32 protein-coding genes and 1 pseudogene are annotated in these 26748 nt (G+C 72.7%); 15 read left to right on the forward strand and 18 right to left on the reverse strand.

Annotated features, from left to right (window positions below; all coding sequences use genetic code 11):
• Positions 1-154: 154 nt before the first annotated feature.
• Both JNK12_19910 and JNK12_19915 read right to left on the reverse strand, forming a co-directional pair.
• Positions 155-652 (reverse strand): nitroreductase family deazaflavin-dependent oxidoreductase, encoded by a 498-nt coding sequence (locus JNK12_19910; GenBank protein MBL8778214.1) that lies wholly within the window; start codon positions 650-652, stop codon positions 155-157.
• The gene (locus JNK12_19915; GenBank protein ID MBL8778215.1) at positions 649-1665 is read right to left on the reverse strand and encodes an NAD(P)-dependent alcohol dehydrogenase; all 1017 of its coding nucleotides are present in this window, start codon (positions 1663-1665) and stop codon (positions 649-651) included. The genes JNK12_19910 and JNK12_19915 overlap by 4 nt, the downstream gene beginning before the upstream one ends.
• 141 nt (positions 1666-1806) lie before the next feature.
• On the opposite strand from JNK12_19915, the gene JNK12_19920 reads away from it, so the two are divergent.
• Together JNK12_19920 and JNK12_19925 are read left to right on the forward strand one after the other, a co-directional pair.
• Complete coding sequence (locus tag JNK12_19920; protein MBL8778216.1) at positions 1807-2466, forward strand: TetR/AcrR family transcriptional regulator C-terminal domain-containing protein; 660 nt, start codon at positions 1807-1809, stop codon at positions 2464-2466.
• An 81-nt stretch (positions 2467-2547) separates the two neighbouring features.
• Entirely contained in the window at positions 2548-2976 is a 429-nt protein-coding gene (locus JNK12_19925) for a YbaN family protein (GenBank protein MBL8778217.1), read from the forward strand.
• A 53-nt stretch (positions 2977-3029) separates the two neighbouring features.
• Here JNK12_19925 and JNK12_19930 read toward each other — a convergent pair whose 3' ends face one another.
• Together JNK12_19930 and ligD are read right to left on the reverse strand one after the other, a co-directional pair.
• Positions 3030-3197, reverse strand: coding sequence for a CsbD family protein (locus JNK12_19930; GenBank protein ID MBL8778218.1), 168 nt, complete (start codon positions 3195-3197; stop codon positions 3030-3032).
• A 60-nt stretch (positions 3198-3257) separates the two neighbouring features.
• Positions 3258-4217, reverse strand: a complete 960-nt coding sequence (gene ligD / locus JNK12_19935; protein MBL8778219.1) for a non-homologous end-joining DNA ligase — start codon at positions 4215-4217, stop codon at positions 3258-3260.
• A 367-nt stretch (positions 4218-4584) separates the two neighbouring features.
• Between ligD and JNK12_19940 the strand changes: the two genes are divergently transcribed.
• Positions 4585-4815, forward strand: coding sequence for a ferredoxin (locus JNK12_19940; GenBank protein ID MBL8778220.1), 231 nt, complete (start codon positions 4585-4587; stop codon positions 4813-4815).
• A 23-nt stretch (positions 4816-4838) separates the two neighbouring features.
• Entirely contained in the window at positions 4839-5384 is a 546-nt protein-coding gene (locus JNK12_19945) for an AAA family ATPase (GenBank protein ID MBL8778221.1), read from the forward strand.
• Between the two features lie 22 nt (positions 5385-5406).
• Here JNK12_19945 and JNK12_19950 read toward each other — a convergent pair whose 3' ends face one another.
• Both JNK12_19950 and JNK12_19955 read right to left on the reverse strand, forming a co-directional pair.
• Entirely contained in the window at positions 5407-6351 is a 945-nt protein-coding gene (locus JNK12_19950) for a DUF1214 domain-containing protein (GenBank protein MBL8778222.1), read from the reverse strand.
• Between the two features lie 118 nt (positions 6352-6469).
• Complete coding sequence (locus JNK12_19955) at positions 6470-7102, reverse strand: TetR/AcrR family transcriptional regulator (GenBank protein ID MBL8778223.1); 633 nt, start codon at positions 7100-7102, stop codon at positions 6470-6472.
• A gap of 55 nt (positions 7103-7157) precedes the next feature.
• Between JNK12_19955 and JNK12_19960 the strand changes: the two genes are divergently transcribed.
• Genes JNK12_19960 through JNK12_19970 form a run of 3 tightly spaced genes read left to right on the forward strand, consistent with a single transcriptional unit; the run spans position 7158 to position 10174 of the window.
• Complete coding sequence (locus JNK12_19960) at positions 7158-7718, forward strand: VOC family protein (protein MBL8778224.1); 561 nt, start codon at positions 7158-7160, stop codon at positions 7716-7718.
• Between the two features lie 3 nt (positions 7719-7721).
• Positions 7722-8498 (forward strand): SDR family oxidoreductase, encoded by a 777-nt coding sequence (locus tag JNK12_19965; GenBank protein MBL8778225.1) that lies wholly within the window; start codon positions 7722-7724, stop codon positions 8496-8498.
• Positions 8498-10174, forward strand: coding sequence for an FAD-dependent monooxygenase (locus tag JNK12_19970; GenBank protein MBL8778226.1), 1677 nt, complete (start codon positions 8498-8500; stop codon positions 10172-10174). The genes JNK12_19965 and JNK12_19970 overlap by 1 nt, the downstream gene beginning before the upstream one ends.
• Before the next feature lie 60 nt (positions 10175-10234).
• On the opposite strand, the gene JNK12_19975 is transcribed toward JNK12_19970, so the two are convergent.
• From JNK12_19975 to JNK12_19990, 4 genes are all read right to left on the reverse strand, one after another.
• Positions 10235-13306 (reverse strand): DUF4981 domain-containing protein, encoded by a 3072-nt coding sequence (locus tag JNK12_19975; protein MBL8778227.1) that lies wholly within the window; start codon positions 13304-13306, stop codon positions 10235-10237.
• Positions 13307-13364: 58 nt separating this feature from the next.
• A complete protein-coding gene (locus JNK12_19980) occupies positions 13365-14846 on the reverse strand; it encodes a hypothetical protein (GenBank protein ID MBL8778228.1) in 1482 nt (493 codons plus the stop codon).
• Between the two features lie 80 nt (positions 14847-14926).
• Positions 14927-15385 carry an SRPBCC family protein gene (locus JNK12_19985; protein MBL8778229.1) on the reverse strand — a complete coding sequence of 153 codons (459 nt, stop codon included), beginning with the start codon at positions 15383-15385 and terminating at the stop codon, positions 14927-14929.
• Between the two features lie 43 nt (positions 15386-15428).
• The gene (locus JNK12_19990) at positions 15429-16850 is read right to left on the reverse strand and encodes an aminotransferase class V-fold PLP-dependent enzyme (GenBank protein ID MBL8778230.1); all 1422 of its coding nucleotides are present in this window, start codon (positions 16848-16850) and stop codon (positions 15429-15431) included.
• A gap of 169 nt (positions 16851-17019) precedes the next feature.
• Here JNK12_19990 and JNK12_19995 point away from each other — a divergent pair, with 169 nt between their 5' ends.
• From JNK12_19995 to JNK12_20025, 7 genes are all read left to right on the forward strand, one after another.
• Entirely contained in the window at positions 17020-17871 is an 852-nt protein-coding gene (locus JNK12_19995) for a GNAT family N-acetyltransferase (protein MBL8778231.1), read from the forward strand.
• A gap of 106 nt (positions 17872-17977) precedes the next feature.
• Positions 17978-18922 carry an EamA family transporter gene (locus tag JNK12_20000; GenBank protein ID MBL8778232.1) on the forward strand — a complete coding sequence of 315 codons (945 nt, stop codon included), beginning with the start codon at positions 17978-17980 and terminating at the stop codon, positions 18920-18922.
• 19 nt (positions 18923-18941) lie between these two features.
• Positions 18942-19280 (forward strand): helix-turn-helix transcriptional regulator, encoded by a 339-nt coding sequence (locus tag JNK12_20005; protein MBL8778233.1) that lies wholly within the window; start codon positions 18942-18944, stop codon positions 19278-19280.
• Complete coding sequence (locus JNK12_20010) at positions 19277-19759, forward strand: SRPBCC family protein (protein MBL8778234.1); 483 nt, start codon at positions 19277-19279, stop codon at positions 19757-19759. Before JNK12_20005 ends, JNK12_20010 begins: the two co-directional genes overlap by 4 nt.
• A gap of 97 nt (positions 19760-19856) precedes the next feature.
• A complete protein-coding gene (locus tag JNK12_20015; protein MBL8778235.1) occupies positions 19857-20369 on the forward strand; it encodes a DUF2834 domain-containing protein in 513 nt (170 codons plus the stop codon).
• A 7-nt stretch (positions 20370-20376) separates the two neighbouring features.
• On the forward strand, positions 20377-21255 hold the full coding sequence (locus tag JNK12_20020; GenBank protein ID MBL8778236.1) for a phytanoyl-CoA dioxygenase family protein: 879 nt from the start codon (positions 20377-20379) through the stop codon (positions 21253-21255).
• Positions 21256-21283: 28 nt separating this feature from the next.
• Complete coding sequence (locus JNK12_20025; GenBank protein MBL8778237.1) at positions 21284-22243, forward strand: hypothetical protein; 960 nt, start codon at positions 21284-21286, stop codon at positions 22241-22243.
• Positions 22244-22330: 87 nt separating this feature from the next.
• Here the strand turns inward: JNK12_20025 and JNK12_20030 are convergent, their stop codons facing one another.
• Together JNK12_20030 and JNK12_20035 are read right to left on the reverse strand one after the other, a co-directional pair.
• The gene (locus JNK12_20030) at positions 22331-22696 is read right to left on the reverse strand and encodes an HNH endonuclease (GenBank protein MBL8778238.1); all 366 of its coding nucleotides are present in this window, start codon (positions 22694-22696) and stop codon (positions 22331-22333) included.
• Positions 22679-22963: pseudogene (locus tag JNK12_20035) on the reverse strand (carotenoid oxygenase family protein). Before JNK12_20035 ends, JNK12_20030 begins: the two are co-directional and overlap by 18 nt.
• Before the next feature lie 220 nt (positions 22964-23183).
• Between JNK12_20035 and JNK12_20040 the strand changes: the two are divergent.
• The gene (locus JNK12_20040) at positions 23184-23600 is read left to right on the forward strand and encodes an SRPBCC domain-containing protein (protein ID MBL8778239.1); all 417 of its coding nucleotides are present in this window, start codon (positions 23184-23186) and stop codon (positions 23598-23600) included.
• Between the two features lie 123 nt (positions 23601-23723).
• Here JNK12_20040 and JNK12_20045 read toward each other — a convergent pair whose 3' ends face one another.
• The 6 genes from JNK12_20045 to JNK12_20070 form a co-directional block, all read right to left on the reverse strand.
• Positions 23724-23933 carry a hypothetical protein gene (locus JNK12_20045; protein MBL8778240.1) on the reverse strand — a complete coding sequence of 70 codons (210 nt, stop codon included), beginning with the start codon at positions 23931-23933 and terminating at the stop codon, positions 23724-23726.
• A 751-nt stretch (positions 23934-24684) separates the two neighbouring features.
• Positions 24685-25017, reverse strand: a complete 333-nt coding sequence (locus JNK12_20050) for a YnfA family protein (protein MBL8778241.1) — start codon at positions 25015-25017, stop codon at positions 24685-24687.
• Entirely contained in the window at positions 25014-25298 is a 285-nt protein-coding gene (locus tag JNK12_20055) for a hypothetical protein (GenBank protein ID MBL8778242.1), read from the reverse strand. The genes JNK12_20050 and JNK12_20055 overlap by 4 nt, the downstream gene beginning before the upstream one ends.
• Complete coding sequence (locus JNK12_20060; protein ID MBL8778243.1) at positions 25295-25819, reverse strand: MerR family transcriptional regulator; 525 nt, start codon at positions 25817-25819, stop codon at positions 25295-25297. The genes JNK12_20055 and JNK12_20060 overlap by 4 nt, the downstream gene beginning before the upstream one ends.
• 66 nt (positions 25820-25885) lie before the next feature.
• Positions 25886-26206, reverse strand: coding sequence for a hypothetical protein (locus tag JNK12_20065; protein ID MBL8778244.1), 321 nt, complete (start codon positions 26204-26206; stop codon positions 25886-25888).
• 76 nt (positions 26207-26282) lie between these two features.
• A complete protein-coding gene (locus JNK12_20070; GenBank protein MBL8778245.1) occupies positions 26283-26663 on the reverse strand; it encodes a heavy metal-responsive transcriptional regulator in 381 nt (126 codons plus the stop codon).
• Between the last annotated feature and the right edge of the window lie 85 nt (positions 26664-26748).

Here is a 26748-nt window from a genome sequence, read left to right on the forward strand (position 1 = left end):
AGACGCTCGTCAGGTCGTCGCCGGGCCGCAGGTGCTCGGTGCGCCGCGCCCGCAGCGCCAGGCCGGCCGGTACCTCGACGTGGCCGACGACCAGCAGGAGGTCCATCGCACGAACGGTATCGACCGCCCGGTCCGCCCGCTCGGGGGCCGACCCTCAGGAGGCCGAGGACGCCGACGGCACCCGCCGCACCCGGAGGCAGCGGGTGTTGCCGAACAGACGGATCTCGCGCTGCTCGGACGGCGAGAACTCGTGGCCCGAGTCGGCGGTGTCGAGCAACTCGGGCGCGGTGACCGTGTACGTCTCGCCCTCGTGGACGATGGTCGCCCCGCCGGCGGCGAGCACGTTGCGCACCCAGTCCGGGCGGTCGCCGTAGGGCAGGAGGATCACGAACCCGTCCTCCGTCGGCAGCGGCACCACGGGCGTCTCGTAGGCCCTGCCACTGCGCCGGCCCACGTGGCGGACGATGCCGGCGTAGGCGCCCGCCGTCCCCGCGGTGCGCATCTGGCGCGGGTTGAACACACGGCGGTTCACCCGGCGCTGGAAGTCCCGCACCGGGGGCCACTTCGTGCGCATCCCGACGAACCAGACGACGGCCAGCGCGAGAAGCGCAGCAAGGAGCACCCCGAGGATCAACAGCACGGTTCCGATCACGTCATCGCTCCCTTCTCCTGTTCCGCCTGCTCGCCGATGGCGACCACGACCTTGCCGCGGACGGCGCCGTCCTCCATGCGCTGGAGCTCGGCGGCCACCTGCTCCAGCGCCACGACCCGCTCGATGGACGGGACGACCCGGCCGGACGCGAGGTGCCCGGCGAGGAGCTCCAGGTCCTGCCGGCGCTCGGGCGCCACGAACATGCACATCCGCTGGCGCAGGAACGGCGACCAGAGCACCGCCCGCACCTGCCGGTCGATGCCGCCGAACCAGTCTCCACCGCCTTCGCCACCGACGATCACGAGTGTGCCCGTGGAAGTCAGTGCCCGCCGCAGGTCGCGGAGACGGCGGTTGCCGCCGATGTCGAGGATCAGGTCGTAGCGCACGGATCCATCGGTCGGGTCGGTGACGGCGTAGTCGAGCACCTCGTCGGCGCCCAGCGAGCGGACGAGGTCGACCTTCGCGCCGCTGCACACGCCGGTCACCCGGGCGCCGAAGGCCTTGGCGAGCTGCACCGCGTAGGTGCCGACGCCTCCCGAGGCGCCGAGGATCAGCACGGCCTGGACCGCCTGCACCCGGCCCTGGTCCCGGAGAGCGTGCAGCGCGGTCTCCGCGGACACGGGGACTGACGCCGCCTGCACGAACGTGACCCCGGCCGGCGTGCGGGCGAGCTTGGCCGGATCGGCCACCACGTACTCGGCCAGGGCACCTCGTGCGGTGCCGAACACCGCGTCGCCGACGGCGAGATCGTCCACCTCCGCGCCGACGGCCTCGATGACGCCGGCGTAGTCCAGGCCAGGCACCTGGCGGCGGGGTCGGCGCCGCCCCTCCACGAGGCGGTAGAGGTAGGGCAACCCGCGGACCAGGTGCCAGGTGCCCCGGTCGAGGCCGGCCGCTTCGACCCGGACGAGCACCTCACCGGGGCCGGGATCGGGGCGGGGAAGGTCGTCGGCCACCTCGAGCAGGCCGGGGGTGTCGGGGCGTCCGTAGCCGCTCTGGCGCAGGCCGCGCATGCGGGTCGGGGTCGGCGCCGGAATCGGGGTCGGCGCCTCCGTGGTCACGTTCTCCATACACTGTAAGGTAGACGTACATCGTAAGGTGGTCAAGTCCCGAAGGTCCTGATCCGAAGGTCCCGATCCGACGAGGAGGTCGCGATGTCGCCGGTCGATCGCCGCAGTCCGCTCAACCGCGACCAGGTCGTCGCCGCCGCGGTGGCCCTCGCCGACGAGGACGGGATCGCCGCGGTCAGCATGCGCAAGGTGGCCGGCCGCCTCGGCGTCGAGGCCATGTCGCTCTACCACCACGTGGCCAACAAGGACGACCTGCTCGACGGCATGGTCGACGCCGTGACCGCCGAGTTCACCGTCCCCACCGACACCACCGACTGGCGGGCCGTGGTGCGCGGTCGCTGCCACGCCGCACGGGCGGCGCTGCGCCGCCACCCCTGGGCGGTCGGCCTCATGGACTCCCGCTCCTCGCCCGGACTCGCCACCCTCCGCCATCACGAGGCCGTCCTCGCGAGCCTGCGGGGCGCCGGCTTCTCCGTGGCCGGCGCCGCCCACGCCTTCGCCCTGATCGACAGCTTCCTCTACGGGTTCGCCCTCCAGGAGCGGAACCTGCCCTTCGCTACCGGCGACGACGTCGCGAAGATGGCCGAGGAGCTCGTCGACCACCTGCCGCCCGACGAGTTCCCGTGCATGATCGAGATGGCCACCCAGCACGTGATGGTGCCGGGCTACGACTTCGGCGACGAGTTCGAACCCGGCCTCGAGCTCGTCCTCGACGCCCTCGAGCGCGCCCGTCCGACCACCTGACCCGGCGCCGCCGCGACGGAGGCGCGAACAGCCATCACTAGGCTGGCCGTTGCACATCGACGGCGAGAGAACAGCCACGCCATGGTCCCCGAGCCACCATCGGACACGATCACCGCTGCGGCGGAGGTCGCGGGCACCCCGACGCTCCGCCGCCGCCTCGTCTGGATCCCCGTCGGGCTGCTGTGCGTCGGACTCGGCGGCGTCGGGATCGTGTTGCCCGGGCTGCCGTCGACCATCTTCTTCCTCGCCGCGGCCGCCGCCTTCTCCAAGTCGTCCCCGAGGCTCGAGGCCTGGGTGCTCGACCTGCGCGGCGTCGGCCCCCTGATCCGGGACTACCGGGCCGGCCTGGGCATGCCCCGGCGCGCCAAGGTGATCGCCATCACCATGATGTGGGCGGCCATCGTGCTCAGCGGCCTGGCCACCGGCCGGGCCGTCGTGGCACTCGGCCTTGCCCTGCTCGGCGTCGCCGGCACCGTGACCATCCTGCGCGTCCGCACCCGCGAAGCCTGAAGCACGGGCCCGCCGCCAGGATCGTCGACCCTGACGACGGGACCGCAGGTTGGTCAGTTCTTGTGGAGGACGTCCTTCACCTTGTCGGTGGCGGTGTCCACGGCGTCCTTGACCTTGCCGGAGGCCTTGTCCGTCTTGCCCTCGCGCTTGAGGTGGTCGTCACCGGTGAGGTCACCGGCGGCCTCCTTGGCGCGACCCTTCATCTCGTCCTTGTTCTGCATCTCGTGCTCCTTCGTGGGGGAACCCTCCTCCTACCCATCCGGGAGCCGAACATCCGCCGCTCAGCGCTTCGTCGATCGGGCGCGCCGCTTTCCCTCGTGCATGGCCTGCACCCGGGCGACGGGGATCTCGCTTCCCTCGGCGACGAGATCGGCGGTGAGCGCCTGCGGCGCGGGCATGGCCTCGCACCACGGGTCCTGGTCGCCGAGGCGCTCGAGCGCGATGCGCAGGGTGAAGTCGCCCGGCGTGACGTCGTCGAGATCGGCCCAGGAGACCGGGAACGAGACGGGGACGCCGGACCGCAGGCGCGGGCTGTAGGCCGCCACGACGGTGGCGCCGGCAGTGCGGGTGGAGTCCACGAACACCTTGCCCTCCCGCTCGTCCTTCACGAAGGCCGTGGTGGCGACCTGTGGCACGAGCCGCTCGACACGCGCCGCGAGCGCACGGGTGGCTGCCGCCGCCTGCGCGCCGTCGACCTCCGCGGTGATGGGCACGAACACGTGCAGCCCCTTGGCGCCGCTGGTCTTGACCGCACCCTCGAGACCGGCGCCGTCGAGCACCTCGTGCACGGCGTGGGCGACCTCGACGGCCGCCCCGAACCCGTCACCCTCGGGCGGGTCGAGGTCGATGACCAGGTGGGTCGGCCGGTCGAGGTCGGGGAGACGGGCGAGCGACGGGTGGAACTCGATGGCCCGCTGGTTGGCGAACCACACGAGGGTGCGCCGGTCGTTGCACAGCGCGTAGGCGACCTTGCGCTTGGACGTCTCCGCCCAGAGCTCGATCGTCTCCACCCAATCGGGCGTGCCCCGGGGGACGTTCTTCTGCATGAACGCCTCCTGCCCCCGGTGCACCCGGATGACCGACAGCGGTCGGTCGGCGAGCTCGGGCAGCAGGCGGTCGCGGACCCCGTCGAGGTAGTCGACCAGCTCGCGCTTGGTCACCCCGGCGTCGTCGAACAGCGGTTGGTCGAGGTTGGTGAGCGGCACCTCCGCCCTCGACTCGCCGCCGGCGTCCTTGGCCATCATGCGCAGGCTAAGCGTCCGACCTCACGAGCGCCGCCGGAACTCCTTGAGGGCGAGGGCCCCCACGATGGCGATGGCGATCACGAAGATCACGGCGACGGGCTCCATGGTGACGTTCTCCTCGGCTCGGGATCCCCGTGCCTACCCGGCGCGAACCGAGGATGTGTTCGCCGAGTGTGGACGCGTGGCCCCCTGCGGTCGGGTCGATCGCTCAGGTGATCAGCGGCGCCGCGGCGAGCAGCAGGATGAGCACGACCACGCCGATCATCAGGAGGATCGCCCGACCCATGGGATGAGCGGGCGGGTGGTCGCTCTCGGGCCCCGGTCGGCGGTGAGTCGGCATGGGACAATTGTATAGTCTGAAAGTGTGGAACTAGACGTCGAGGGCGAAGTGGGTGTCCGTGTTCGTGTGCACCCGGCGCTCTGCGAGGGCTGGGGCAACTGCCACCGATTCGGCGGTGACGTCTACCCGCTCGACGCCGACGGCCACGTCGACCTGCACCTGCTCGACGTTCCCGCCGAGCTCGCCACGCAGGCCCGGCTCGGGGCGAGCGCCTGCCCGGAGCAGGCCATCACGGTCATCGACCGCCAGCGCTGACTTTCCTTCTAGGGTGCCCAGCGGTGCGCCGCACGCTCGTCCAGATGGCCGGTCACGCCGGCTCGGGGAAGTCGACCCTGGCCCGCCAGATCGCACGGCACACCGGTGGGGTGGTCATCGACCTCGACACCGTCAAGTCCGCCCTGCTCGACGCCGGCGCCGACTGGGACGAAGCGTCGTCGTGGAGCTACTCGGTGCTCTATGCGCTGGTCGAGGACGCCCTCGACGCGTCCGAGGTCTGGGTCGTGGTCGACACGCCGTCGTACTGGCCGCAGATCCACGAGCGCCTGACCGCGGCGGCCGACCGGTCGACGGCGGCCTACGTCTTCCTCGAGTGCGAGGCCGACGAAGCGGTGCGCGCCGACCGCCTGGCCCGGCGGCGTCCGAGTCGGAGCCAGGTCCGGGGACTTGCGCGGCGCCCCGCCGACGCCCCCGACTCCCTGGACGCACCGCACCTCCGCCCGATCCAGCGCCCGACCGGACGCGCGTGCATCCGCGTTGTCACCGACCGGGAGGTCGACGTGGTCGGCCTCCTCGCCGACCCGGTCTTCGGCGCGCCCGCCCGGTAGGCCGGTGGGTGCCGGCGCGCCCTCAGTCCGCCGGCTGGGGCGTGGGCGGGGCCCAGGAGCCGTCGAGGACCTCGGGGCGGGGACGGTAGAGCCGGACCGTGTAGTTCCAGCCGTCCATGACGTAGAGGTGGTTCGGGGCGTCGCCGGGCTCGGGGGCGAGGTGCAGGACGACCGAGCCGTCGGCCTCGGGGGTTGACGTCACGGAGTTGGCGCTGAAGGAGTCGTAGGGGTTGGGCTCGAAGTAACCCTCCTGGTTGTAGATGCTCACCGACCAGAACGCGTCCACCGGGACGTCCCGGAAGGTGAGGGTGAACTCACCCACCGGGCGCGCCTCGCTGTCGATGGCGTAGAACGCCTCGGTCTCGGGCAGGCCACCCCACCCGGCGGCGGTCCCGATCAGGTGCCGGACGGGGTCGACCGCGGACGGAGGCCCGAACGTGCGGACCGCGTCGTGCACGCCCTTGCCGAGCGCCAGCACGGCGGCACGCGTGGCGTCGAGGCTCTCGGCGTCGTAGTCGGGGTGCTCGTAGGGCCCGGCCGATCCCGCCTCGATGACGAGCTGGTCCTGGATGGCGTTCACCGCGGCGACGTCATCGGGGTCCTCCGGATCGAGGAACACCCGGGCCGCCACGGCGACGAAGCGGCTGCCGTGGTCCTCCTGGCGGAGCGCGTGCGGGCCGGCGCCGTGCAGCACGTCGTTGATGTAGTGGTCCTCGTTGACGACCATCGCGGACAGGTAGCGGTCACCGGCCTCGGGCAGGGTGACCGTCGCCCCATCGGCCAGATCGACCACGGCGATGCTGTAGAGGGTGTCCCGGTTCATCCGGATCACCGGCTGGTTCTCGACCGGCGTCGGCGCCCGGAAGTGCAGCCAGCGGTTCACGCCGCCGCTGCCGGCGACGAACTGGTCCAGCATCCGGGCGGTCTCTGCGGCGACGAAGTTGTCGGCGTTCACGGGCACGGTCATCTGGGTCTCCTCTGTCATCGGCCGCTCGGACGCGGCCGGTGAACCACGCGGTCACAGGAGGTATAGCGGCCGACCGCACCGGTGCGGTCACCCGAACCGGGTGGACCGACGAAGGCGGCTACAGGATCGAGCGTGCCACCGCCCGGTCGGCGAGGCCCTCGGCCTCGACCGGGTCGACGCCGAGGGCGGCGAGCAGCCTTCGGATCACCGTGCGGCGGTGGTCGAGGCCGGCTTCGCCGTCGACGATGCGACGAGCGGCCAGCAGGAGCGACCCGAGGACGACGTCGAGCGTGGCGGCGTCGGGCGGGCCGTCGAAGCGGCCGGCGGCGTGGCCCGCGGCGAGGTCGCCGCTCAGGTGCGCGAGCGGTCCGTCGACCAGCAGTGCCCGCTGCACCGCTTCGAGGCGCAGCGCCACCCGCACCAGGTCCGGCGCCTCTGCCGCCACCGCCAGCGCCCGCGCCGTGATGACCGCGAACCGCACCGCGGGATCGGCCTCCTCGACCTCGGCGGCGGCCCGGGTTGCGAAGGCCTCGACCAGCACGGGGACGAGCGCGGCGACGAGGTCCTCGCGGTCGGTGAAGTAGTTGTAGAAGGTGCCGTGGGACACGCCGGCCCGGGCGGCGACGTCGACGACGTTGAAGGACTCGCCCTGTTCGACGAGTACGTCCAGTGCCGCGTCGAGCAGCTGCTGGCGGGTGCGGGCCTTCTTCTTGTGGCCGCGCGTGAGCGCCGGCTCCGTCGCCGTGGGCATGCCCTGATACTACTCAGTATTGACAACCTGTCCAATATTGGAGACTCTGTCATTCATGACGGCCCCCAACCCGCAGCTCCGCCTCGGCCACGTCACCCTCGCCGTGCGCGACCTCGACGCCATGGTGGGCTTCTACGCCGACGTCCTCGGCTTCACGGTCACGAACCGCGGGGAGCCCGTCCCCGGCATGGGCGAGATGGCCTTCCTCTCGCAGGACCCCACCGCCCACCACCAGATCGTGCTGGTGGAGACACCTGAGCCACCGCCCCGGGCGTTCATGATGGCCGACCACCTGGCGTTCCGGACCGAGACCCTCGACGACCTCCGAGCCATCGGCGAACGCCTGGTCGCCGCCGCGGTCGACTCGGTGATCCCCGTCTCGCACGGCAACGCGTGGTCGCTCTACTTCACCGACCCCGAGGGCAACGGACTCGAGTGTTTCGTCGACTCGCCCTTCCACGTGGCCCAGCCCTACGCCGGCGCCCTCGACCTGGCGGGCTCCGACGCCGAGATCGAGGCGGCCACCCGCGGCGAGATCGAGGGGCTCCCCGAGTTCCAGCCGTTCGACGAGTGGCGGGCCGCGCTCGCCGATCGCCTCGCCGCCCGCGGGGCCTGAGCGGTGGACCTCGGCATCGCCGACCGCCATGCGATCGTCTGCGCCTCCAGCCGGGGGCTCGGCTTCGCGTGCGCCGAGTCGCTGGCCCGCGAAGGTGTCCACGTCACCCTGAACGGCCGCGACCCGGCGGCGCTGGCCGAGGCCGTCGACCGACTGGGCGCCCACCGGGTCGACGTGGGCTCGGTGGCCGGCGACATCGCGGACCCGGCGACCCACGCGGCGCTGCTGGCGGCCTGCCCCACTCCCGACATCCTCGTGAACAACAACGGCGGGCCGGCGCCCGGCCGCTTCGCCGACTGGGACCGCGACGTCTGGATCGCCGCCCTCGACGCCAACATGCTCGCGCCCCTCGCCATGATCCGGGCCGTGCTCGACGGCATGGTCGAGCGCCGCTTCGGCCGGATCGTGAACATCACCTCGGCCATGGTGAAGACGCCGCTCTCCCCGATGGGCCTGTCGACCGGCGCCCGGACCGGGCTCACCTCGGTGGCCAAGGCACTGTCCAAGGACGTGGCCCGGGCCAACGTCACCATCAACAACCTGCTGCCCGAGCGCATCGACACCGCCCGCCAGCGCCAGATGGCGGAGCTGCACGCCTCGTTGGCTGACATCACCGTCGAGCAGGCCTACGAGCACATGGCCTCGACCATCGCCGCCGGCCGCCTGGGCCGCCCCGAGGAGGTCGGCGACGCCTGCGCCTACCTGTGCAGCGCGCAGGCGGGCTTCCTCAGCGGCCAGAACCTGCAACTCGACGGCGGCAGCTACGGAGGGCTCCTCTGATGACCGACACCCCCACCCTCGACATCCCCGTGCTGATCGTGGGCGCCGGCCCGGTCGGGCTCACCGCGGCGCGCCTGCTGGCCAACGCCGGCCGGCGGTGCCTCGTGGTCGAGCGGCGGGACGGGCCGCAGCGCAACCCCGCGGCCCACGTCGTCAACGCGCGGACCCTCGAGATCTTCCGTCAGGGCGGCTTCGACATGGCCGAGATCGACCGCATCGCCAAGGACCCGGCCGACGCCGGCCACGTGAACTTCGTGACCCGCCTCGGCGGCGAGCTCATCGGTCGCCTGCCCTTCGAGCGCCAGGGCGACGAGTGCCTGGCCCACACGCCCACACCCCTGCGCAACATCAGCCAGCACCGCCTCGAGCCGCTGCTCGCGGCGGAGGTCGCCCCACTGGTCGACCTCCGCTACGACACCGAGTGGGTGTCGGCGTCCCAGGACGACGAGGGCGTCACCTCGGTGATCCGCGACCGGCTCACCGGCGCCGAGACCACCGTGCGCAGCGACCACCTGATCGGTGCGGACGGAGCGGGGAGCGGGGTGCGGAAGTGGCTCGGCATCTCCATGCTCGGCCCGGCCAGCATCCAGAGCTTCGTCGCCATCCACGCCGCGGCCGATCTCCGGCCCTACGTGGCCGACCGTCTCGGCGTCCTGCACTTCGTGCTCGACCCCGAGGCCCAGGGCACCTTCATCGCCCACGACCTCGACCGGGAGTGGGTGTTCATGGTCGCGTTCGACCCCGAGGGCGAGTCGGTGGACGACTACGACGACGCCCGCTGCACGAAGATCCTCACCGATGCCGTCGGCGACCCGGGCGCGAAGGTCGACATCCTCGGCGTGGGCACCTGGCACATGTCGGCGCAGGTGGCCGAGCGACTGGGCGAGGGCCGCACCTTCCTGGTCGGCGACGCCGCCCATCGGTTCCCCCCGACCGGCGGCATGGGGCTGAACACCGGCGTGGCCGATGCCCACAATCTGGTGTGGAAGCTGTGTGCGGTCGCGGACGGGTGGGCCGCCCCGGCCCTGCTCGACTCCTACGAGGCGGAACGGCGCCCCGTGGCGGAGACCAACTGCCACCAGAGCGCGTCCAACGCGTTCAAGATCGTCCACCTGCACGAGGCCCTCGGCGTGCGGCCGGGGGCGACCAGCGCCGACCTCGCGGCGACGCTGGCCGACCCCGCTCGACGCCCCGCCATCGATGCCGCCGTCGCCGAGCAGGCCACCCACTTCGACATGCTGGGCCTCCAGCTCGGCTACGTCTACGGCGAGGGTGCGCTGGCCCGCGACGCCGACGTGCCGGCGCCGACGCCGATCGAGGACCCCAGCGCCTTCGTCCCGACGGCAGAGGTCGGTGCCCGCCTCCCCCACGGCTGGCTGACCGACGGCCGTTCCACGCTGGACCTCATCGGTGGCGACGCCCTGGTGCTGCTGACGTGTGGCGCCCACGACGCCTGGGCCGAGGCCGCCGCCCCGCTCGCCGACACACTGCCCCTCCGTCAGGTGCGTCTGTGCGAGGACGCAGAGGTCGACGCCGCGTGGTGTGTCACCAGTGGTCTCGGCGCCGACGGCGCCCTGCTCGTCCGTCCCGACCAGCACGTGGCCTGGCGGGCCGCGACGCTCCCGGCCGACGCCGGCGCCGCCCTGGCGGTCGCGGTCGCGGCCGTGCTCATCTGAGGGTCGGGCCCCGACGGGGCGAGGCGACCGCCCGACAGCCGCCCGCCGCGTGAGAGCCAGTCAGCGGTCAGGGCGATCGGCGGCCAGGACTGCTGGCACCGGGCGCCGCGGGTCGAACCAGCGCAGCCACGCCCGCACGGCGTGGGTCCCCGCCCGGGTGCGGTAGCGGTCGAGGGTGTCGGGCCCGCACGACGCCGTGCCGAGGCCGCGCTGCAGCGCGTCGAGCGCGAGCACCGTGTGCCGGGGACGGTCGAGCGGGGTCAGCTCGTCGACGTGCGTGGCGGCGAACAGCTCCGCGTCGTCGTGGTGGCGGACCGACCACCCGAGTGCACCCGGCTCGTCGGCCACGACGAGCAGGCCGAGGCGGGCGGTGGGGTCGGTGACCGCGAGCCACCGCAATCCCGTGTGGTGGCCGTGCTCCTGGGGGAAGGCGTAGGGGACGTACTGCTCGGCGACCGACGAGCGCCAGCGCCCCACGACGGCCGCGGCCCGCCGGTCGGGGTAGCTCTCTCGGGGCCCGTCGCCGTACCAGTCGAGCTGCGCGAACGAGGCCGGCAGGGTGGCGGTCACCCCCATCCGCGGGACGTCGGCGTGCTCCTCGTCGAGCGTGATGGCTGCGTCCAGGCGCCACCAGCCCGCGGGGTCGTCGACCGACCCGACCGGCTCGAAGGCCACGGTGGCGGCGACCGACGTGGGCAGGCCGTCGGCGAGCGCGGTCCAGGGCGCGAGCCGGGACTGCAGCGCCCGCATCCACCCCACCTGGATGGCGTCGTTGTCGGTGAGGGCCCGGAACAGCGTCGGCGTGAACGACAGGTCCGGGACCGCGGCCTTGGGCGCCGCGGCGCCGGTCCCGGCCGTCCGTGCCCGGCGCCGGGGCGCCGGCAGGTCGACCTGCTGGCGCGCGACGACGTGCCCGGCCGGTGCCCACGACGAGCGCCGCCGCGTCGTCCACGTCACCGTCAGGTGGGCCTCGCGGCCGGCGGCGCCGGCCGGCGGCCGCGTCGGCACCAGCACCCGGGTCGACGCGCCCGGCGCCAGGTCGTCCACGTCGAGGGGGCCGGCCTGGAGGACCTCGCCGTCAACACTCAGCTCCCATGCCCCCCGCAGGTCGGCGAGGGAGGTGAACCACCGGCGACTGGTGACCTCGACGCCCCGGGAAGCCAGGGCCACGTCCACAGGGCGGCCGACCCACTGCACCTCCGCCATGGCCGGGTGCGGCGTGCGGTCCGCGGCGACGAGGCCGTCGCAGATGAAGTTGCCGTCGTGGGGCTCGTCGCCGAAGTCACCGCCGTAGCCCCAACACGGGCCGCCGTCGGGTCCGGTCCGCCCCGGCAGGGCGATGCCGTGCTCGAGCCACTCCCAGATGAACCCGCCCTGCAGGCCGGGCGTGGCCTCGATGGCGTCCCAGTAGTCGGCCAGCGAGCCGTTTGAGTTGCCCATGGCGTGGGAGTACTCGCACAGGATCAGCGGGCGCCGGAGGTCGCCCTCCCAGCCCGCTCGGGCGACGATCTCGTCGATGCCCGTGTACATCGGGCACACGACGTCGGACACCAGCGCCTCGGCGTAGAGGTCGTGCATGAACGGGCCCTCGTAGTGCAGAGGCCGGCTGGGGTCGAGGGCCCGGACGGCGCCGGCCGCCGCCGCCTGCGCGGGGCCGTCGCCCGCCTCGTTGCCGAGCGACCAGAGCACCACGGACGGGTGGTGGCGGTCCCGTCGCACCATCCGGGTCACGCGCTCGACGATGGTGGCCGTGTAGCGGGGGTCGTGGCAGAGCGAGGTCTGGGCGGCGTGGGACTCCACGTCGGCCTCGTCGCACACGTAGAGGCCGAGCTCGTCGCAGAGGGCGGCGAAGTGCTCGTCGTGGGGTGCGTGGGCGGTGCGCACCGCGTTCAGGTTGTGCCGCTTCATGAGCACGAGGTCCGCCCGGCTCAGCGTGGGCGGCACCGCGCGGCCCCGCTCGGGGTCGTGCTCGTGGTGGTTCACCCCGTGGAGCAGCACGGGCCGACCGTTCACCAGCAGCTCCCGGTCGCGCACCTCGACCGAGCGGAACCCGGTGACCAGCGCGGTGACCTCGACCACCTCGCCCTGCGGGTCGCGCAACTCGGTGACGACCCGGTAGCGCTCGGGAGCCTCGGCCGACCAGGGCGTGATGCCGGGCACCTCGAGCCGGGCGGTGACCGTGCCGGGCCGCACGAACATGGCCGTGACCATCGCCGCGGCCTCGCTGGTGTCGTCCCATGCGGTCACGGCCTGGGGCCCCGTCGTCGCCAGCGCGCGACCGCCGAGCGTCTCCACGCCGACCGCCACCGTCCAGCCGGTCTCGGTGCGAGCGGGGCCGTCGACGCCGACGGCCACGTCGAGCGTGCCGGTGCCGACGCCCGGTTCGACACCCGGGTCGAGAGCCGCCAGCCCCGGCGTGAGGGACAGGTCCGCGAGGTGCGAGGGCGCCGTCGAGTAGAGGGCCACGCTGCGCTGCAGGCCGGCGTGCCACCACTGGTCCTGGTCCTCGACCCAGCTCTGCGCCGACCAGCGCACCACCACCAGGGCGATGGTCGCCCGCCGGCCGGGCCGGACGTGGTCGGTGACGTCGAACTCGGAGGCGAGGCGGCTGTCGGTGCCGAACCCCACGAAGCGGCCGTCCACCCACACGGCGAGGAAGGACTCCGCCCCGCCGACCCTCAGGACGACGCGGCGGCCGCGCCAGTCCCTCGGCACGGTGACGGTGGTGCGGTGCACGCCCGTCGGGTTGGGGGCGTCGTCAGCGGCGCCGGGCACGTCCGGGGGCGCTCCCCGGAACGGCATGATCACGTTCGTGTAGTGGGGGGCGCCGTGCCCCTGCATCGTCCAGGCTCCCGGCACTTCGAGGCGGTCCCAGTCCCGGTCGTCGGTGGCCGGGTCGACGGCGTCGACGGGGACATCCTCGGGCCGGTCGTGGAGGCGGAACCGCCACGTGCCGTCGAGCGACCGCCACCACGGCGAGGCCGCGTAGGTGGCCGGGTCCGTGGCGTCGAGGGCCCGGGCGGTGGCCCGGTCGGGGCAGGGCACGGCCAGCGGCCGCATCGGCAGGCGCTGCCACGCCGTCAGCTCGGGGTCCAGCCAGGGCCGGCCCCCCAGGGTGTCGAACAGGCGCAAGGCGGCGAGCGTAGGCGCGACCCGGGGCCCCGACGGCCCGCCGACGCCCTGCCCGCGCTCAGGCGGTCGGCGTGAAGGTGCCGTCGGCCACGTCGACGGGCAGGCCCACGGGCTCCTCGATCTCGAACCGCGCCAGCACGGCGGGGTCGAGGCACGCCGCCATGGTCCGGCACCCGTCCGCCAGGTCGACCACCGCGATCGCCCGCTCTGGAGCACCGCCCTTGTGGAGCACGGTGGCCGCCACGATCGTCCCGGGGCCCGACGCCTCGTCGTCGACGGGCAGCGCCGGCTCGAGCGTCGCCACCTCGGCGGTGACGTCCAGCACCGTGAACGCCTGGTCGGGCGGCGCGGTGGCCAGCACGGTGAAGCCCTGCTTGGTGTAGAAGCCGCTGACGCAGGTGACCAGCGCCGTGGCGCCCTGTCCGTCGGCGAGCAACTGCGCGGCCCGGGCCATGGCCTGGAAGACGTAGTTGTTGAGGGGGCCGCCGGCGAAGGACATGCCACCGGTGACGGTCAGGTCGCGGCCGGCAGGCACCTCGAGTCCCTCGGCGGCGGTGGTGACCGCGACGGGAAAGCAGCTGTAGAGGTCGAGGAGGTCGACCTCCACAGGGTCGACGCCGGCGACCCGGCGGCAGGCATCGGCCATGGCGCGCATGGCGCCCGGCTGGGTGAGGTTCCGCCGGGCGGTGACCGGAACCATGTGGTTCGACTCGACCGCGACCACCGGGTAGAGCCAGCGCTCCTCGGGGATGCCGAGGCGGCGGGCGGTGCCCACCGTGGTGAACAGCAGCGCCGCAGCCTGGTCCACCGTCCAGGTGGTGACCATGAGCTTCGTGTACGGGAAGGCCACGTACGGGTTCTCGGGGGACGGCTCGGCGAGCTCGTCGGCGGCGCGGACGTCACGGCGCACGGCGTCGGGGTTGGCCGCGGCGATCTCGGAGAAGCGGGCGTAGAGCCGCCCGAGGTCACGGCGGTTCTCGTCGGGTGACTGGCCGAGCCGCGCCCGGCGCTCGCTCTCGAGCAGGGCGTAGAAGGCGGGCGCGCCGCCGGCACCCGCCGCCCGCTCGCAGGGGAGGGCGAGGTCCTCGGCCGGGACGAGCACCTCGTCGGGCTCGACGGCGGCGTCCTGGGGGGTCGGCGCGACCTCCTCACCCGCAGCGAGGGCCACGACCTCGCGGTAGCGGGCCTCACCGCCGACGACCAGCGCGAGGGTGGCATCGCCGGACTGCACCCGGGCGCAGGCCTGGGACACGAGGGTCTGCTGCATCACGCCGATGCGGGCCTGCACCGTGTGGGCCGTCGGGGCCCCGATCGCCTCGGCGACGAGCCGGGCTGGGTCGGGGTAGTGGGTGAGGCCCTGGGTGGCCCCCACCCAGTCGACCTGGGCCAGGACCGTGCCGGCCAGCTCGAAGGGCAGCGACGACCGCGCCGCCTCGATCATCAGCCCGGCGGCGTCGAGCGCCCCCTCGTGGGTGGGAAGGCGCTGGTGGGCGGTGGCGTAGCCCACGAGCACGGGGGTGCGGTCGTCCAGGAGATCCATGGGGGAGTCAGCTTGCCGATCGGCACCAGGTGAGCGCCACCCGTCGGCCGCCCGGAGGAGCCGAGGAGCCCCGTCGACGATCAGGTCTCGAGCGCCGCCGCGAGACGGGCGAGGGTCTCCTCCATGCCCCGGCGGTTGTGTTCGGCCCGCTCGCTGACGCCGGAGATGGTGGCGGTGAACTCGATGACCTCGGGCGGGCGGCCCTCGTCCCACGTCTCGGTCACGACGCAACCCTCGTCGGTGGGCTCGATTCGATAGCCCCACTTGGCGAAGCGCAGGTCGCCGAACACCCCGTCGAAGGCGAACGCCCGGCCGGGGACCCACTCGGTGACCTCGCACTCGGTGGCCCACTCGAACTCGCCGTTGCGGTTCTCCCCGGTGAAGATCGACCCGACGCCCGGCGGCGTGTCCGGGTCGTTCCAGGAGCACGTGTGGCATTCCGGCGACCACTCGCCCATGCGGGTGACGTCGCTGACGGCCGCCCACACCTCGTCGGCGGAGGCCTTGATCTCCCGGGACACCTCGACGTGTTCGATCACGTCGAAGACCGTACGCCAGCCGCACGCACCAGACCCGACGAGTTCAGCCCTCCAGCACCCGGAGCGTCGCCAGCGTCGGGTCCGCGGCGTAGGCGATGCGGACGCCGGCCCCCTTGGCGGACCTGAGGGCGTCGAGGACGGCTGGGGTGAGCCGCTCGCCCGGCGCCACCACGGGGATGCCCGGCGGGTACGGGGCGACGAGCTCGGCGCTGACCCGACCGGCGGCGACGGCGATCGGCACCGCCTCCGCGGGCGCGAAGAACGCGGCCCGCGGGGCGACCACGGTCTCGGCCTCGACCCCGTAGGCCGCGGGACCCACGACCGGCCGGGGCGCACCGCGCCGACGCTCGATCGACGACACGAGCGCCGCGGTGAGGCGCCCCAGCGTCGCCTTCGTGTCCGCCAGCGACACCACCGCGACGAGGACGTCGCGGTCCGCGGACTCGACGGGCAGGCCGGCGGCGAGGAGGTCCCGTTCGATGGCGTTGCCGTCCGCACCGGTGGCGGAGAGCACCAGCGTCAGCTTGAGCGGGTCGACGTGCGCGCCGTCGAGCACGACGAGGCCCTCGACCTCCTGCAGGCGGTCCCGCGCCCTGCGCACCGCGGCGAGGGCGCCTTCGAGCAGCGCCTCGCCGTGGCGCTCGAGCAGCGCCCGCGCCGCGTCGATGCTGGCGAGGATCGAGCCCGCCGGACTGGTGGTCGCCGTGGCCTCGACACCGGCGTCCAGCCGGGACGGGTCGAGGCGCTCGGTGCGGGCGAGCAACAGCGCCCCTTGGCTGTAGGCGGGCAGGGACTTGTGGGCGCTCGTCACCATCGCGTCGGCGCCGAGGGCGAGCGCGTGCGCCGGCAGGGCCGGATGGAAGCCGAAGTGGGCGGCCCATGCCGCGTCCACGACGAGGGGGACGTCGTGGGCGTGCGCCGCGTCGGCCAGCCCCGCGAGGTCGCCGACCGTGCCCACGTAGGACGGGTCACCGACGAAGACCGCCCGAGCCCCTGGGTGCGCGGCGAGCGCCGCGGCGACGGTCGCCGGCGCCACCCCGAGAGGCAGACCCGTGGCCGGGTCCACCTCGGGGCGAACCCACACGGGGGTCAGACCGGCGAGGACCAGACCGAGGAGCAGCGACCGGTGCAGCGTCCGGCTGACCACCACCTCGTCGCCGTCGCCGGCGACTGCAAGGGCGATGGCCTGGTTGGCATGGGTCGACCCGCCGGTGGAGAACCGGCACACGTCGGCGCCCCACAGCGCCGCGGCGCGGGCCTCGGCGTCGGCCAGCACCCCGGTGCTGAGCTTCATCGTGTCCAGGCCGGCGTAGAGCGGGACGTCGCCCTCCACCACGTCGCCGACGAGGTCGGTCCGCTGCTTGTGGCCGGGGATGGTGAACACCGTCGGCGCCGCCTCCTGGAACCCCAGCCAGGCGTCGAGCAGCGGCGCCGAATCCCGCAGCCCCCGGGGATCAGTCGCCATCGGGGCGCTCTCGGCCGGGCACGGCATCCGCCGTCATGGTCTCCATCGCCCCGAGGCTACGGATCGCCGCGACCTCGGTGACGCCCGGTGTCGCCCCTGGCCGAACGGGCGGTACCGGGGCCGTCCCGGCGCGAGGATCAGGGGCACGGCAGGCGTGAGAGGAGCGGTGGTGCGGGTACGACCGATGGTGCGAGAAGAGCTCGACGTGCTCGTCGAGTGGGCGGCGCTCGAGGGGTGGAACCCGGGCCGCGACGATGCGGACGCCTTCTGGGCCGCCGATCCCGACGGCTTCGTCGCTGCCGAGCTCGACGGCGAGCTCGTCGGCGGGGGTTCGATCGTCACCCACGGCCCCCGCTACGGCTTCATGGGGTTCTTCATCATGCGCCCCGAGTTCCGCGGTCAGGGCCTCGGCCGCGAGCTCTGGTTCACCCGCCGCAACCGCCTCCTCGACCGGCTCGAGCCCGGCGCGGCCATCGAGATGGACGGCGTGTTCGCCATGGAGCCGTTCTACGCCGCCGGCGGCTTCGTCACCCAACACCGTGACCTGCGCTTCGCCGGCGTTGCCGCGACGGCCGACGACCCGCCGACGATCGAGGTCGTGGACGTCGCCGACGTGGCCTTCGAGGTGGTCGAGGCCTACGACCGCGCCCACTTCGCCGGCGAGCGCGTGGCGTTCCTGCGCCGTTGGCTGTCCCCGCAGGACGGCCACGCCCTCGCCGTGGTGGGCCCAGACGGGTGCCGCGGGTACACCGTGCTGCGACCCGCCCGGGAGGGGTACCGCTTCGGGCCGCTGTTCGCCGACGACGCCGAGGTGGCGGAGGCGCTGTACGCCGCCGCCACCGCCCGGGTCGTGGGCGCCGCGGTCTTCCTCGACGTGCCTGAGCGCAACGCGGCGGCGCTGGCCCTGACCGAGCGCCACGGGCTGACGGAGGTCTTCGGCTGTGCCCGCATGACCTACGGCCCGCCGCCGGCGCTGCCGTGGGACGAGATCTACGGCGTCACCACCTACGAGCTGGGCTGACCAGGGGCGCCGCGACGATTCGCCTTGGGGCCACAGGCCCCCTGGGCCGTAGCGTCACCCCATCGCCTCGCCCACCCTCGCCCCGGCGCGCCATCGGCGCGGCTACGTGCTCGTCCTCGGCGGGGCGACCCTGTTCGGCATCAACGCCAGCGTGTCCAAGGTCGTCCTCGCGAGCGGTCTCCAGCCGGCCCGCCTCACCGCGCTGAGGTGCACAGGGGCCGCCCTCGGCCTCCTGCTCGTGCTGACCACGGTGCGACGGACGTCGCTGCGCATCCCGAAGGCCGAGATCCCCAAGCTCATCGTGCTCGGGCTCAGCGGCGCCGCGCTCCTCCAGTGGCTGTACTTCGTCGCCCTCGACCGGCTGCCCGCCGCCATCGCCCTGCTGCTCGAGTTCACGGCGCCGCTCATGGTGGCGGTCTTCTCGGTGGTCGTGCTGCGCCACCGAATCGCCCGCCAGGTGTGGTGGGCCCTCGGGCTGGCGCTCCTGGGGCTGGCGCTCGTCTCCCAGGTCTGGACCGACGTCGGCCTCGATCTGATCGGGGTCCTGGCCGCCCTCGGCGCCGCCGCCTTCCTCGCCACGTTCCACCTGCTCGGCAAGCACATGCTCGAGACCAGGGACCCGCTCGTCCTGAGCTTCTGGATGTTCGCCATCTCGTCGGTCTTCTGGGCCTTCGTCCAGCCGTGGTGGGACTTCGACCCCGGCGTCCTGACGGAATCCACGTCGATGCTCGGCCGACTCGCCGCCTATTCGATCCCCGTCTGGCTCGGCGTCCTCTGGGTGATCCTCCTGGGCACCCTCGCCCCGTACGCCCTCGAGGTCTTCGGCCTGCGCCACCTCTCCCCCACCACGACGGGCATCGTGTCGATGATCGAGCCCGTGATCGCGGCCACTGTGGCGTGGATCTGGCTCGAGGAGGTCCTCAACGGCGTCCAGCTCCTGGGCGGTCTGCTCGTCCTCACCGGTGTCGGCCTCGTCCAGGTCGCCCGCACCGGCGCCGGGGAGCCCGAGCCCGAACCACCGTTGGTCGGCGAGGCCACGCCCGTGCAGTGAGTCCGCTATAGTTAGGTATGTGCCTAAGTATTCGGAGCCGGTGAGCCTGGTGTTCAACGCCCTCGCCGACCCGACGCGTCGCCAGGTGATCGAGCGGCTGGGTAGAGGTCCCGCATCCACCTCGGAGCTCGCCGAGCCGTTCGCCATGGCGCTGCCGTCGTTCACCCAGCACCTCGCGGTGCTGGAAGGCGCCGGCCTGGTGACGTCGCACAAGCAGGGGCGGACTCGGACGTTCCGGCTCGCGCCACGCGGGCTCGAGACCGCCGAGGGCTGGCTGGCCGGCCAGCGCCGCACGTGGGAGCGGCGCCTGGACCAACTCGACGAGTTCCTCCTCAACCAGAAGCTGGAGACACCGTGACCTTCACCCCCCGTACCCTCGACCCCGCCCTCGACCTGGAGCTCGTGCGCGAGCTGCCCGTGACGCCCCAGGCCGTCTTCGCGGCCTGGACCGACCCCGAGTCGCTCAAGGTGTGGTTCGCGCCCCGCCCCTTCTCGATCGAGCGCTGCGAGATCGACCTCCGCCCCGGCGGCGGCTTCCGCACCGTGATGAACGACCCCGACGGCAACCAGATGATGGACAGCACCGGCTGTTATCTCGAGATCGTCCCCGACGAGCGCCTGGTGTGGACCGCCGCGCTCACGACGGACTACCGCCCCCAGGCCGGCGACATGCCCTTCACCGCGATCCTCGAGCTCGAGCCGACCGCCGGGGGGTGCCGCTACCGGGCCATCGCCGTGCACCAGGACCCCGAGGGGGCCCAGCAGCACGAGTCCATGGGCTTCCACGACGGCTGGGGCACGGTCGTCGACCAGCTGGTCGAGCACCTGCAGGCCTGACGCGGTCGGCGCGGCCCGTCGAGTGACGTCGGCGGACCGCCCCGCCGCGCCCGTCGTCTCCCGAGCACGGCCGGTTACGGCGGGTCAGGATGTGGGGATGATCTCGCTCATCGTCCACGCGGTGCTTGGGGTGGCGACGACGGCGTTCGTGGGCTGGCGCAACCGCCGACTGTTCGCCGGGTCGTGGGCCGGCCGGCGGGTCACGCCATTGGAGGCGACGTTCTACGTCGTCGGCCTCGTCTCGGTGGCCCTCGGCTGGTACTGCAACGTCCGCTACGTCGACCAGTTCGGCTCGACCGCGAGCTGGGTGCACTTCACCGAGTCGCTGTTCGCGAACTGGGCCTCGAGCTCCGGCGCCCAGGACTACATCATCGCCAACGTCGTGCTGTTCCCGCTGTGGACGATCGTCGACGGGCGCCGGCGCGGCATCGTCGTGCCGTGGGGCTTCTTCGTGATGAGCCTGTTCACCAGCTTCGCCTTCTCCATGGCCGCCTACCTGGCCGTGGTCGAGCGCCAGGTCCGCTACGACCGGGCTCACGGGTCGGCGGCGCCGGGCGGGACGGTCGCCTCTCCGCCGGCGCCGGCTTCGGTGCCCGCCGCCGGGGCGTGAGGACGACGTGACCTCTCTCGAGCACGTCGACGCCTCCGCCGACCCGGCCTCGATGGTCGCCGCCCTCGAGCGCGACGGCGCGGTCGTGGTCGAAGGCCTGCTCGCCGCCGACGTCGTGGCCCGGGTGAACGACGAGGTCGAGGAGGCGGTGGCCGCCGACGACCCCTCGAACCCGATGTTCAACCCGATCATGCGGGCCTTCCACGGGGCCCACACCCGTCAGGTGTCCGGGCTGGCCCGGGTGTCGCGGACCTTCGCCACCGAGGTCCTGTGCCACCCGGTGCTGCTCGCCCTGGCCGACGCCGTGCTCCTGCCGGCGTGCGCCCGGTACCAGATGAACATCGGGCACCTGCTCGAGCGGGGCCCCGGCGCCGAGGCGCAGCTACTCCACCGGGACGAGGCGGTCTGGAGCGACGTCCCCCGCCCGGCGCCGGAGCTGCAGCTCGCCTCGGTGATCGCCTTCGTGGACTTCACGGCCGACAACGGCGCCACCCGCCTCGTGCCCGGCAGCCACCGCTGGCCCGACCGCGACCTGCCGCCGTTCGAGCAGGCGGCCCAGCCACCGCCCGGGCCCGACCAGGTCGTGTGCGCCGAGATGCCCGCGGGCTCGGCCGTGGTCTACACCGGCGGCGTGCTCCACGGTGGCGGCGCCAACACGTCCGACGTCCCCCGCCGCGGCGCCCACCTCAGCTACTGCCTCGGTTGGCTGAGGACCGAGGAGAACAACCTCCTCGCCGTCCCATCCGCGGTGGCCGCCACCCTCCCCCGCCAGGCCCAGGAGCTGCTCGGCTACGCGATGTATGACAACCTCTCGCGGGGCGGCGCCTACCTCGGCATGCTCGACAGCCAGGACCCCGTCGAGCTCCTCGCCCGCGGCGAGCTCTGACCGGCCCGTCCCAGGGCCCGACCGTGCGATGACCGCGATGCCCGGCTTCGCCGATCCTGGCGAGCTCCGCGCCCTCCTCGACGGACGGCGGGGGCCACTGGGCGACCCCCGAGCGTCGGTCGACGCGCTCGACGACGTGCGGGCGGTCGTCAAGGGCCTCGACCCGGTAGGGCGGGCCGAGCTCGGCCGTGCCCTGACGTCGATGCTCCCCGATCCGGAGTCCCCGATCGCCACCGCCGCGGCCCTCTCACTCGGGATCATCGGCGCCGACGTCGACCTCCCCGGGCTGGTGGACTGGCTGACCGGCGCGGACGCCGCCGACGCAGCGGCCCTCGACCGGGCGCCGATCGGCTTCGCCGCCGCGAGCCGGCCGACGTTGCGGGCGGAGCTGGTGGCGGTGGTGTGCCGCCACGTCCGACCGGACCGGCCTGACCACGCCGCCGTGGTCGCCGCCGTCGACACCTGGATCGAGGCGCCGCCGGGAGGGCTCACCCGCGGCGATGTGCTCCTTCTGGTCGCCGACCGCTGGGCCGATGCCATCGCCCGGTGGGCCCCGGAGTGGCTGACCACGGCGGACACCGGCGTGCTGGTCCGGCTCCCGACCCACTGGCACCGCCTCGCCGTGGCCGGCGCGCTGCGCCCGTGGCCGGACGCCGCCGCCGAGCCGGTCCGCACCGCCGGCCGCACCCAGGGTTGGAACCCCATCGAGCTCGAGGCCGTGCTGCGGGTCATGGCCGACGACGCCCCCGAGCTCTCCCGGCTCCCCGGCTTCGAGGACGAGCGCCGTTGGCGGATGGTCCGCGAGCGGTCGTGGGACTGGACCATCTGGGCGGCCGACGACGGGACCTGGGCCATCGAGGTCGTGTGCGGGCGGGTCGGCGTGTACACCGTGGCCGAGCTGCTCACCGTCGGAGAGGCCGAGCGGCTGCTCGACGCCCCCGAGCCGGAGGTCACCGCCTTCGCCCGGGCCGTCGAAGCCCGGCACTGAGCGCCCCACGCCATGACGCCCGGGGTGATCGAGGCGCACCTCGAGGCGAGCCTCTCGGCGCTGATCGGCTGAGCAGCCCACCCGTGCTCAGGGTGTGGCGACCTCCGGGAACCTGGCGGCCAGCGCGCCGCTGATCTCGTGGTGGCGCACCAGGAACGCCGCCTCGTCGAGCTTCTTGCGCCGCAGCCAGCCGGTGACCTCGTCGTTGCACTTGCTGGCGTTGCACGAGGGGCAGGCCGGCACGATGTTGGCCAGCGTGTAGCGCCCGCCCCGGGACAGGGCGAGGACGCAGTCCCGCTGGAGGGGCCGCCCCACCGCCCCGCAGTAGGCGCAGCCTCCCCACGCCTCCCGCAGCGCCGCCCACTGCTCGTCGCTCAGGTCGTGCTCGACCCGGTCCATGCGGCGCTTTCGCTTGCGGGCGCTGCGAGCGCGACGACTGCGGTTGACCGCCACGGCCGCAGCGTACGACTCACGCCCGCCCGGAGTGACCTGGCGGTCGTCGATGCGAGCGAACTCCGACATCGAATCGTCCAGATGATCGAGGGCCGCCTGGCCGGTCGAAGGCGACAGGCGCATCCGGGTGAAGGCACCGATGCGGTTCGGATTGACACCGAAGCTGAAGTCGCTCCACCACGAGAAGTCCACGACCACGTCAGTGCCTTCGTCATAGGCGTTGCCGAAGTGCCACACGAAGAACGGGTCCGTCTCGATCCACCGCAGCTCGCTGCCGTCCCTCGGGGATGAGCGCGACCCTCAGCCGGCGCAGGCGTCGAGCCCGAGGTCCGTCGCCAGCTCGTTGACCGGAGCGAAGAGCTGGTCGAGGGTCGCGCTCGGCCCGCTACCAGCGCCTCGACGCCCTCCTGGCGGACCTGCCCGACGAGAACCGAGGAGAAGCCCAGTGAACGAAGCCGAGATCATCGTCGACGACTAGCTGCCCGTCGTGCGCCTCATCCGTGAGTTCGACGCCCCGCCCGAGAAGGCGTTCCGGGCCCACGTCGATCCCGACCTGTTCGTGCAGTGGAACTGGATCGACGACTACACGGTCACCTTCGACCACTTCGACTGCCGCACCGGCGGCGCCTACCGCATCACCATGTCCGGTCCTGAGATGGCCGGCAGCGTCCACGGCTCGTTCCACGACGTCGTCCCGAACGAGCGCATCGTCCAGACCTTCTCCCCCGACGGCATGCCCGACCTCGTCGTGCTCGAGCGCCGCACCTTCGAGGACCTCGGCGACGGCCGCACCCGCCTCACGTCCCAGTCGCTCGTCGAGAGCTTCGAGTACCGCGAAGTCTTCCTCGACGCCGAGCTGGTCCAGGCCTGGACCCGCCTCGACGCCCTCCTGGCGACGCTCTAGGACTTCAGCACGACCCGGTCGCGGCGAGGCCTGCCCTCGCAGCGTGACGTCGATCGGCAACAGGATGTCGAGCCGGCGCGGGACCGGCCACCCACTGCGTCGGCCCGGAGCTCCTTCGACCAGTCACACCTGGCCCGTCCCCTGCCGCACCCATCGACCTCCGATGCAGGCGTACCTGTACGGCTCGATGTACATCGAGTCCCCCGGTGTGCACTGCTGGCGTCGTGCACCTGTGCTGTCGACTAACTCGAACTCGTCGTCGCGGATGCGGCGAAGGACACCCGGGGTGCCGTCCCCACAGTCCTCGACCTCGATCTCCTCGTGTTCGTCCATGCCTCATTGTCGCGTCCAAGGCCTAGGCGTCGAGCGGACTAGACCTTCCGGCAAACCCAGAAGCAATCCGTGCCGCCCTGCACCTGCTTGCAGACGAGCCGGCAGCGGCCTGCGTTTGCGTCACGTACGGCCTGCACGTCGTCCGAAGAGGCTGGTCGAGCGACAAGTTCCACGTCTGGCGGCACCCGGATCCCGCGATCCCGCAGCATCGTCGCCAGGTCCCGGGCGGGATCTCCGTCACTCCCGAGAAACGAGGCTGCGACGTCGGCAAGGATCTCGTCTGCGTCGTCAGGAAGGGCCCATGCGCTCATGTACTGCAGTCTCGCGCCGCACCAGACCTCGGCATCGCGAGACATGGATCTCTGCGAGCCGGGCGCTACCGGCAGCGACCATCGTCAGCAACTGACGAAGGCCCCTCCCGGAGGAGGGGCCTTCTCAGAACTTGGTGGCGGGGGCAAGATTTGAACTTGCGACCTTCGGGTTATGAGTTACACGATCAGAATCTCAGCCCGTACCAACGCGTACCGGAATGTGCCCTTGACCTGGGGTTTCTTCGATCAGACTACACCGGCCGTGCCAGTCCGTACACCCCCGTACCGCACCGCACAGTAGAAGGAACAGTAGAAATCCGACCCTGGGACGGGCCCCGCAGCAGCATTGTTCTCGATCTCGCTGGGCGACCGTCAGAACATGCTGCTGTGGGCTGTCTCCGGTTGAGGGTGGCGGTCCGCGGGCGATCTTCGGGTTCTGGTCACACCCGCGGGGCGAACATGATGACGGCGACCCCGACGAGGCAGATGGCGGCGCCCAGGTAGTCGAAGCGGTCTGGCTTGAAGCCGTCCATGATGATGCCCCAGGCGAGTGATCCGGCGACGAAGATGCCGCCGTACGCGGCGAGGATGCGGCCGAAGTTGGCGTCGTCTTGGAGGGTGGCGACGAACCCGTAGCCGGCGAGCGCGACGATGCCGGCGCCGATCCAGGCAACGCCGCGGTGCTCGCGGACGCCTTGCCAGATCAGCCACGCGCCACCGATCTCCGCGATCGCGGCCAAGACGAACAGCGCGACCGTTCGCAGGACGCTCATGAACGATACGAACGCATGCTTGCGTCGTCGGCGCGACCAGCGATGGGATCCTCAATGGGCACCGTGCCAGCGCTGCGACCACCGAACCCGAGGACCCGGGCAAGGATCCAGCTGCCGCCGATGAGGACCACGGCGATCGCGGCGACGAGCCCGAGGAACACCCCGGCGGTGGCGGCGAGCCCGCCGGTCACCCCGAGCGCGGCGATGATCGGCGGAGCGCAACAGGCCACGCATGCAGCGGCGGCGAAGCCGCCTCGTCCGAGTGCTTGGCGCGCCTTCACGGCGCGGTCCCGAGCCGGTCGCCGACCTCATGCGGCAACAGGGTGCATGCGATGACCGACCCATCTCGGTCGTCGCGCCGCATCCCGAGCAGGACGGGTTGGTCCGCGGTCGTTGGGCCGTCGCTGGTGCAGCCGCAGGTGTCGTCGCACGGTCCGGCCGGGGTGTGGGTCCCGAGCGCGACGGCCACCCGTCGAAGCTCGAGGGTGAACGCCTCGAGTTCGGCGACCTTGGCCTGGGCGTCTGCGATCTTGGTGTCGACCAGGTCACGGAGTCGCCCCTGGACCGGGGCGCACTCGTCGTCGCCGAGCAGTGCGAGGAGCTCGCTGATCTCGTCGAGGGACAGCCCGAACCTCTTGGCCCGCCCGATGAACGACAGGCGTTCGAGGTGGGTGTCGTCGTAGCTGCGGTAGCCAGACGGGGTGCGGTCGGGGCGCACCAGCCCGGACTGCTCGTAGAACCGAAGCGTCGTTGGTGGGAACCCGGTGCGTTCAGCGACCTGGGAGATCGAATAGCCGTCCACACCGGCCACCGTAAGGGTTCGACCCGACTCGAAGGTCAAGTCGCAAGCCAGGTGCCTCGTCGGCGCTCAGCAGAGCTTGCCACTGCGGTGGCGCCGCACTGCGGCGGCACCGACGACGATCGCGGCGACGGCGAGGCCGACCAGCAGCCACCACTCCCCGGCGACGGCGCCCGACACCGCGGCGACGCCCCCCACGGCGAACGGAACGGCCAGGCACGCGACCGCACACGCCGCGGCCAGCAAGCCCGCCTTGAAACCCGTCCGAGAGGTCGTTGCGGCGGGCGCCGACCGGTCGGGGGTGCTGCAGCCACAACCCGAATCGGCGCACGAGCGATCGACGGCGCAGGCTTCGGTGTGCTGGTCGGGCGGGGGGCTAAGGGTGCTCATCGGGTGCCTCCGTGGCGGTCGGCCGCCCGGCTGGCGGCTGCTGCTCGGACCGTAAGGGCAGTACCCGACTCGAAGGTCAAGCGCCGATCTCGCTGTCGTCGAACGGGCACTCGCCGCGGTCACACGCACCCATGACCGTGGTGACTTCGCGGCGCACTGTGCGCAGTTCGGCGATCTTCGTGTCGATGCGCTCGAGCACGGCTTCGAGGCGCCACCGCTCCGATGCGCAGGTCGCGTTGCCCTGATCGGTGGCGTGCAACGCGTCGACGACCTCGTCGAGGGTGAACCCGAGTGCCTGTAGTCGGCGCGCCAGTCGTATCCGTTCGACGGTTGCCGGTGTGTAGGTGCGGTATCCCGATGCCAGTCGTTCCGGTATCGGGAGGAGGCCGCGGCGTTCGTAGAACCGCACCGTGTCCACGCTCACGCCGGACTGCTCCGCGACCTGACCGATCTTCACGCCCGAACATTCTCTTGACTCTGGACCTATGTCAAGAGTTTACGTTCCTCTCGTCGGAACCAACTCCGACCGGCACCGAGGAGAC

This window comes from Acidimicrobiales bacterium, from assembly GCA_016794585.1.
GTDB lineage: Bacteria > Actinomycetota > Acidimicrobiia > Acidimicrobiales > DATDAH01 > JAEUJM01.

Coding starts and splice junctions, on each gene's coding strand:
- JNK12_19970 (MBL8778226.1), top strand. CDS start 8,498: ATGACCGACACCCCCACCCTCGACATCCCCGTGCTGATCGTGGGCGCC.
- JNK12_19950 (MBL8778222.1), bottom strand. CDS start 6,351: ATGACCGTGCCCGTGAACGCCGACAACTTCGTCGCCGCAGAGACCGCC.
- JNK12_20065 (MBL8778244.1), bottom strand. CDS start 26,206: ATGAGCACCCTTAGCCCCCCGCCCGACCAGCACACCGAAGCCTGCGCC.
- JNK12_19990 (MBL8778230.1), bottom strand. CDS start 16,850: ATGGCGACTGATCCCCGGGGGCTGCGGGATTCGGCGCCGCTGCTCGAC.
- JNK12_20025 (MBL8778237.1), top strand. CDS start 21,284: ATGACCGCGATGCCCGGCTTCGCCGATCCTGGCGAGCTCCGCGCCCTC.
- JNK12_19960 (MBL8778224.1), top strand. CDS start 7,158: ATGACGGCCCCCAACCCGCAGCTCCGCCTCGGCCACGTCACCCTCGCC.
- JNK12_19920 (MBL8778216.1), top strand. CDS start 1,807: ATGTCGCCGGTCGATCGCCGCAGTCCGCTCAACCGCGACCAGGTCGTC.
- JNK12_19915 (MBL8778215.1), bottom strand. CDS start 1,665: ATGCGCGGCCTGCGCCAGAGCGGCTACGGACGCCCCGACACCCCCGGC.
- JNK12_19955 (MBL8778223.1), bottom strand. CDS start 7,102: ATGCCCACGGCGACGGAGCCGGCGCTCACGCGCGGCCACAAGAAGAAG.
- JNK12_20050 (MBL8778241.1), bottom strand. CDS start 25,017: ATGAGCGTCCTGCGAACGGTCGCGCTGTTCGTCTTGGCCGCGATCGCG.
- JNK12_20015 (MBL8778235.1), top strand. CDS start 19,857: ATGATCTCGCTCATCGTCCACGCGGTGCTTGGGGTGGCGACGACGGCG.
- ligD (MBL8778219.1), bottom strand. CDS start 4,217: ATGGCCAAGGACGCCGGCGGCGAGTCGAGGGCGGAGGTGCCGCTCACC.
- JNK12_19980 (MBL8778228.1), bottom strand. CDS start 14,846: ATGGATCTCCTGGACGACCGCACCCCCGTGCTCGTGGGCTACGCCACC.
- JNK12_20045 (MBL8778240.1), bottom strand. CDS start 23,933: ATGGACGAACACGAGGAGATCGAGGTCGAGGACTGTGGGGACGGCACC.
- JNK12_19925 (MBL8778217.1), top strand. CDS start 2,548: ATGGTCCCCGAGCCACCATCGGACACGATCACCGCTGCGGCGGAGGTC.
- JNK12_19930 (MBL8778218.1), bottom strand. CDS start 3,197: ATGCAGAACAAGGACGAGATGAAGGGTCGCGCCAAGGAGGCCGCCGGT.